The sequence below is a fragment of the Tardiphaga sp. genome (assembly GCF_028290785.1).
Taxonomy (GTDB): domain Bacteria; phylum Pseudomonadota; class Alphaproteobacteria; order Rhizobiales; family Xanthobacteraceae; genus Tardiphaga.
This window is the reverse complement of the sequence record NZ_JAQGJD010000080.1, coordinates 1-6,201: the sequence shown is the minus strand read 5'-3', so window position 1 is coordinate 6,201 and position 6,201 is coordinate 1. Positions and strand designations below refer to the sequence as shown.

Below are 6,201 nucleotides of genomic sequence, written 5' to 3'. Positions count from 1 at the left end.
CAGGCGGCCTGCGCGGCGCTCATTGCGCTGCTGCTGTCGGTTGCCTCGGCGGAGGCGACATCGCGGATCAAGGATCTCGCCAATATCGAAGGCGTGCGGCAGAATCAGCTGATCGGCTACGGCCTGGTCGTCGGCCTCAACGGCACCGGCGATACCCTCAACAACATCCCCTTCACCAAGCAGTCGCTGCAGGCGATGCTGGAACGCATGGGCGTCAACATCCGCGGCGCCACCATTCGTACCGGCAACGTCGCCGCCGTGATGGTCACCGGCAACCTGCCCGCCTTCGGCACCCAGGGCACCCGGATGGACGTCACAGTCTCGGCGCTCGGTGACGCCAAGAACCTGATGGGCGGCACGCTGCTGGTCACCCCCCTGCTCGGCGCCGATGGCAACGTATATGCGGTCGGCCAGGGCTCGGTGGCGATCGGCGGCTTTGCGGCCGAAGGCGCCGCCGCGTCGGTCACCCGCGGCGTGCCGACCGTCGGCCGTATCGCCAACGGCGCCATCATCGAGCGCGAGATCGAATTCGCGCTGAACCGCCTGCCCACCGTGCGGCTGGCGCTGCGCAACCCGGATTTTACGACCGCCAAGCGGATCGCCGCTGCCGTCAACGACTTCCTGGGCACCAAGAGCGCGGAACCGATCGACCCCTCCACGGTGCAGTTGGCGATCCCGCCGGAATTCAAGGGCAACGTGGTCGCAATGCTCACCGAAATCGAGCAGTTGCAGGTCGAACCGGATCTCGCCGCCAAGATCATCATCGACGAACGCTCCGGCATCATCGTGATGGGCCGCGATGTCCGCGTCGCCACCGTCGCGGTGGCCCAGGGCAATCTCACCGTCACGATCTCCGAAGGCGCCAATGTCAGCCAGCCCAATCCGCTGTCGAACGGACGGACCGTCGCCACGCCGAACACCCGCGTCGGCGTCAGCGAGGACGGCAAGAAGCTGGCGCTGGTCAAGGACGGCGTCTCGCTGCAGCAACTGGTGGACGGGCTGAACGGCCTGGGCATCGGCCCACGCGACCTGATCGGCATCCTGCAGGCGATCAAGGCCGCCGGCGCGATCCAGGCCGACATCGAGGTGATGTGATGATCCACAACAGCACGGTCACCCCCAACAAGTACCTGGCCCCGACGCCCACGGTCCGGCCCGATCTTGAACTCGCCTCCGCGCTGACCAAAGTATCGCCGGAAGTACAGAAGAAGGCCAAGGCGCAGGCGCAGGACTTCGAGGCCGTGTTTCTCAACTCGATGTTCTCGCAGATGACGGCGGGCATCAAGTCCGACGGCCCTTACGGCAACACGACGGGCACCGGTCCGTGGCGCTCGATGCTGACCGAGGAATATTCCAAGTCGTTCGCCAAGGCCGGCGGCGTCGGCATTTCCAATGATGTCTTCCGCACCCTCATTCTTCAACAAGCCAACCGCGCCCGCTGATCGCAGAGGATACCGCCATGAACCATGCGCAACGTCAGCCTGCCCCCGCTATCGCAGCGCCACCCCGCCCGGCCGCCACGCCGGCCGAGGCCCGCAAGCTCGCGGAGAACATGATGGAAGTCATGAACGCGCTGCTTGCCGTCATCGAGCAGGAAACCGCATTGGTACGTGCCGGCAAGGTGCGCGAGGCGTTCAAGCTCGAGCAGACCAAGGCCGAGATGTCACGCCGCTACATCGCGATGATCACGCTGCTGAAGGCCAGCCAGAAATACCTGGCGCAGACCACGCCCGATCTGCTCACGGCCCTGCATCGCCACCACGACACGTTCCGCGCCATGCTGCAAGTCAATCTCACCGTGCTGGCCACTGCACACGCGGTGTCGGAAGGCATCGTGCGCGGCGTCAACAATGAGGTGCAGCGCCGCAACATTCCGCAGACCTACACCGCAGCCGGACAGCGCGCGCAGCCGGGGCGCAGCAACATGACCCCCATCGTGGTCAATCGTTCGATGTGATGGGCGTCAAGACTGGACCAACAACAAGGTGTGCCGGACGCCAATCGAGGCGTCGCGGCACTGCTAGCTTTTGAATCAAATCATCGCACAGAGGTAAGTACCGCGTTCAGGCGGATGTGCAATACTGAGGTCTGGGAACGGGTCGGGATTCATCTAGTGGAGGCCAGGAGGCTGCCATGGGAGCCGATTTCAACGTCAGACCGGTGGGGGCACCGGTTGCCACACCGATGCTCAGGCCCGCGCCGGAAGCGGTGCGCGAAGCCGTGCCGACGCAACTGCCGCCGGACAAGAGTGTCGGCGCGGCCGACGCCCTGTTGCGACCCACCATTTCCGCCAGTAACTATCAACAGGTGGATAGCGATCGTATTTCGCGCGAGGTGATCATCGACAAGGACGCCGCCGAGATCGTCTACGTGTCGATCGACAAGAAATCCAACCAGGTCATCAACCAGTTTCCCGAGCAGTCCCGGCTGCGCACCCGCGCCTACTTGCGAGCGATGGACAGTGCCAAGCTCGAAGAACGGCGCGTCGCGACCGACCGCACGATCTGAACGACGGCTCGCCGCGGTTAGTCCCGCTTGGCGTAGGCGGTGTTCAGTACCGTGCCGCCGGTGACCGGATCGGTGACAACTGTTTTGATGGTCGCCTTGTTATTCGCGGTCAGCGTGAATTTAGAATCACCGATCTTGAACGAATTGTCCTTGATCAGCACCTGCTGAAACTTGACCGTCGAGCCGCTGACGTATTTCACCTGCGCGCGAAACCCTGACACCTGCGATACATCGATCTTGAATTTTGCGTTGTCGTGATACTTGCCTTCCCAGCTTCCGGTGTAGGAAGCCGCATCGACGTTAACGTACTTCCCCGCCGTGACAGGCGTCGTCGTCGCGTAGTTGTTGGAAAGGATGCTCATCAAGTCGGCCATGGCTGTCCCGTGAGGCGTTGCGCAACGAAACGATTCGTTGCCAAATGTTGCTGGATATTAAGCGACGTGGGGTGTTAACGGGTAGTTTACAAACCTCGTTAGGCCCATGGTTCAACCTCGTCCGCTGAGACCGGCAGCAATATTGCGGTTGATATCGATCAACGACTGGAACCGTTCGATCTCGGGCTTGAGCTTGAGCGCCGCGCACTGTGTCAGCACAAAGATGCCGATGTTGGCGATGTTCTGGCGGACCTCGATCGGCTGCAGGCTGGCGTCGTCCATCGCGTCACCCAGGAAAATCGACCACAGCTTGCGATTGAACATCAACGCATCATCGAGGCCTTCATCGGTCGTGGCCCAGTTGGTCATCACGTCCTGCAGCTTGCGCGCGGCCTTCAACAGCGCTTGCGCCTCGATGTCGCGGGGGGATGCGGTGGTCTGGGCGGTACGCGCGTAAGCCTGGGCGCCGATCGACATGAACTACCTCAGCAGGTCTTCTTCGCGCTTGATAAGACTGCGCAATTCTCTGAGAGCTTTGTAAAGACCGCCGCTTAAAATTAGATTACTCACTTCCTCGATTTGCGGCCTAAAGCTGGGTACCGCCTCGATCAATTCCTTGATGAAGCCGAGGTACAAATCCTGGTAGCCGGGGATGTCGTTCTCGAGATACATCATCTGGACGCAGAGATAGATCCGCTTGACCGGCGTGGTCGCCGTCTCCGAGGTAAGGATGTCCTTCTCGCGCAGGATCGGCGCGTCGCCGTCGATCAGGAATGCGGTGCGTGTGTCAGAATTGGTGATGACACTCTGGCCGATGATGATGCGTTCGCCCGGCTTCAACTCAACTCGCAACGGCATTCAAATCTCCTCTTCGCACGCCTATCCGGGACCGGAATAAAACCTTAGGGCATTCCGTGCCACGTTTATCGCGGCGATGCATCACTCGGCACCGTAAAATACCCTCGCGAATCGAATAATGCCAGCATTCGAGCCCTTATGGCTCCTGTTCGTGGCCCGCAAATGCGAAAACGGCGAGGTTTCCCCCGCCGTTTTCGAGTTTCACTCAGGCCGTTGGCCTTACTGAAGCAGTTTCAAAACGCTCTGCTGCGACTGGTTGGCCAGCGCCAGTGCGGACACCGCGATCGACTGTCGGGTCGATAGTGCCTGGCTGTTGGCAGCTTCTTCGTTGGTATCGGCCAGCGTCAGGTTCGACGACCCCGTCGACAGCACGTTGATCAGGTTCTTCGCAAAATCCTGGCGGATCTGCACGATCGACAGGTTGGAGCCGAGCGCGGAAGCCTGCGAGCGCAGGATGCTGCTGGCGATGTTCAGCGAATCGAGGGTGGTGTTGGCCGAAGTGTTGTCGAGGAAATCGGTCCCCTTGGTCATGCCGCGCAGGCCGAGGCCGGCCGGCGTCAGCGTGGTGCCCGCGATATTGAGCGTCGATTTGCCGGTTTCGTTGAATACCAGCTTGAGCTGATCGCCGGCCAGCAGGTTGATGCCGTTGAACGAGGCGTCCTGCGAGGTCGTGGTGATCTGGTCGATGATGTTGTTGTACTGCGCGACAAGGTTCGCTCGCGAGGTCTGCGAAGCGAAATCGGTAACTGGAGCGGAGCCAACGAGGCCATTGAACAGCTTGCCAATGCCGGCGGCGGTGCCAGTGATGGCTCCGATCTTCGATGATGCCGCGTCGTTCGACGTGGTGATGGTCATGTAGCCGGTCGGGTCGATGACAGCTTGCAGATTGTTCGGGGCTAGCGCGGCGTTGAGCTGCGCAAGGGTCGAGACCTGGCCGCTGGCGGTGCCGAAAGTGATGTTGCTCATCACGCTGGAGACGTTGGTTGCAGCGATCGACAGCGTGAGTGCTGGCGGACCGCCGAGTGCGGTCGGGCCTGTGGTTCGCGCCCGGGCTACCGACGTGCCCAATCCAAGCCCGGCCAGCGCGGTTGTATTCGAACTCGTGATGGTCAAATCGGACGCCGTACCGGTGTGCAGCGTGATGGCACCGCCAGTGACGCCCGAGCCCGTGCCGCCGGTCAGCGTATCAATCTTTGCCAGCAGCGTGGTGACACTGTCGGTGATGTTGATCTCATTGTTGCCCGAAGCTGCCGAAGCCTTGAAAGTCAGGCTCTGGCCGTTCACGGTGATGGTATCGCCCGCCGCAAAGTTGGTCGCGATCGAGTCGCTCGGCGAGGTACCGGACAGCAGCGTCGCACCGGTGATCGGCGCGGCCGTCGCCGCCTTGTTGTTGGCGACGCTGCCGACGAACGTGTTGTCCAGCGGCGTGGACGTGCCCAGAATATTGTCGGCCGTCGCGCCGGGGTTGATCGGCGTCGTGATCGTCGACTTGGTGGCGTAGCCGACCGGGATCTGCAGCGCCTGATTGGCGATCGACTTGGCGGTGTCGACCAGCTTCTGCAACGAGGTGATGCCGGTGTTCGCCGCCTGCAGCACCTGGACGCCGTTGCCGATGCCGTCGAGCAGGTTGTTGATGTCACCGGACCGGCTGTCGAGCGCGGCTGCGGTGAAGAAATTCGTGGGATTGTCGAGGGCGCTGTTGACCTTCTTGCCCGTGGCCAGCCGGTTCTGGGTGGTCGACAACAGATCTGCCGTGTTTTGCAACGAGAGCAGATTCTGACGAACCGACGCCGAGAGAACAATGCCTGACATGTTGTAACCTTCCTGATCCTCGCGGCACGGCGACCTTCAGTCGCGCGACGCATGGTACGTCTGGGGCGAACAGAGATGTCGCCACGACGCAGCCGGTGATATTTGACGCCCTTCTGGAAGAGGGATCTCGACATACCCCTGAGGGATACCACCGGATCAACGCGGCCGATTCTCGGCCTGCCTGCTTCCTACTTAGCCTGACTATGGGCAGACACCCTTTAATTTATGGTTAACAGGCCCTTAAGGCGCGGCAAAAGGTGTCCCAAAACGGAAAAGGCCCGAAAAGCGATGAGCTTTCCGGGCCTTACAGGTCGGGTCGAATCCAAGAAAAAGCGGCGGGGTTTCCCCCGCCGCCCGGTATTTGTTGGTCTAGTTCGCCGAAATCAGCGTAGCAGCTGCAGCACGCCCTGCTGGGCGGTGTTCGCGAGCGACAGCGACGACACCGCGATCGACTGGCGGGTCGACAGCGCCTGGCTGTTGGCCGCATCCTCGTTGGTGTCGGCCAGCGTCAGGTTGGACGAGCCGGTCTGCAGCACGTTGATCAGGTTCTTCGAGAAGTCCTGACGGATCTGCACGACCGAGAGGTTCGAACCGAAGCTCGAAGCCTGGGAGCGCAGCGTGGTGGAGGCGGTGTTCAGGCTGGCCAGGG

The 6,201-nt window shown here is 61.7% G+C and carries 9 protein-coding genes; 4 read left to right on the top strand and 5 right to left on the bottom strand.

The window, feature by feature from the left end:
* The first annotated feature begins 21 nt into the window (after positions 1-21).
* The 4 genes from JWR89_RS04610 to JWR89_RS04595 all read left to right on the top strand — a co-directional run bounded on the left by JWR89_RS04610 (position 22) and on the right by JWR89_RS04595 (position 2,508).
* On the top strand, positions 22-1,095 hold the full coding sequence (locus tag JWR89_RS04610; RefSeq protein ID WP_299712301.1) for a flagellar basal body P-ring protein FlgI: 1,074 nt from the start codon (positions 22-24) through the stop codon (positions 1,093-1,095).
* Positions 1,095-1,442, top strand: a complete 348-nt coding sequence (gene flgJ, locus JWR89_RS04605; RefSeq protein ID WP_299712298.1) for a flagellar assembly peptidoglycan hydrolase FlgJ — start codon at positions 1,095-1,097, stop codon at positions 1,440-1,442. The genes JWR89_RS04610 and flgJ overlap by 1 nt, the downstream gene beginning before the upstream one ends.
* 17 nt (positions 1,443-1,459) lie before the next feature.
* A complete protein-coding gene (locus JWR89_RS04600) occupies positions 1,460-1,957 on the top strand; it encodes a hypothetical protein (protein ID WP_299712295.1) in 498 nt (165 codons plus the stop codon).
* A 176-nt stretch (positions 1,958-2,133) separates the two neighbouring features.
* Positions 2,134-2,508 (top strand): hypothetical protein, encoded by a 375-nt coding sequence (locus tag JWR89_RS04595; protein ID WP_299712293.1) that lies wholly within the window; start codon positions 2,134-2,136, stop codon positions 2,506-2,508.
* Positions 2,509-2,525: 17 nt separating this feature from the next.
* On the opposite strand, the gene JWR89_RS04590 is transcribed toward JWR89_RS04595, so the two are convergent.
* From JWR89_RS04590 to JWR89_RS04570, 5 genes are all read right to left on the bottom strand, one after another.
* Positions 2,526-2,882 carry a hypothetical protein gene (locus JWR89_RS04590; RefSeq protein WP_299712290.1) on the bottom strand — a complete coding sequence of 119 codons (357 nt, stop codon included), beginning with the start codon at positions 2,880-2,882 and terminating at the stop codon, positions 2,526-2,528.
* A gap of 111 nt (positions 2,883-2,993) precedes the next feature.
* Complete coding sequence (gene flaF, locus JWR89_RS04585; RefSeq protein ID WP_299712287.1) at positions 2,994-3,359, bottom strand: flagellar biosynthesis regulator FlaF; 366 nt, start codon at positions 3,357-3,359, stop codon at positions 2,994-2,996.
* Positions 3,360-3,362: 3 nt separating this feature from the next.
* Positions 3,363-3,740, bottom strand: a complete 378-nt coding sequence (gene flbT / locus JWR89_RS04580; protein WP_299712284.1) for a flagellar biosynthesis repressor FlbT — start codon at positions 3,738-3,740, stop codon at positions 3,363-3,365.
* Positions 3,741-3,959: 219 nt separating this feature from the next.
* Positions 3,960-5,552, bottom strand: coding sequence for a flagellin (locus tag JWR89_RS04575; protein WP_299712282.1), 1,593 nt, complete (start codon positions 5,550-5,552; stop codon positions 3,960-3,962).
* Positions 5,553-5,935: 383 nt separating this feature from the next.
* The coding region (locus JWR89_RS04570) for a flagellin (protein WP_299712279.1) at positions 5,936-6,201 on the bottom strand (266 nt) is incomplete at its 5' end.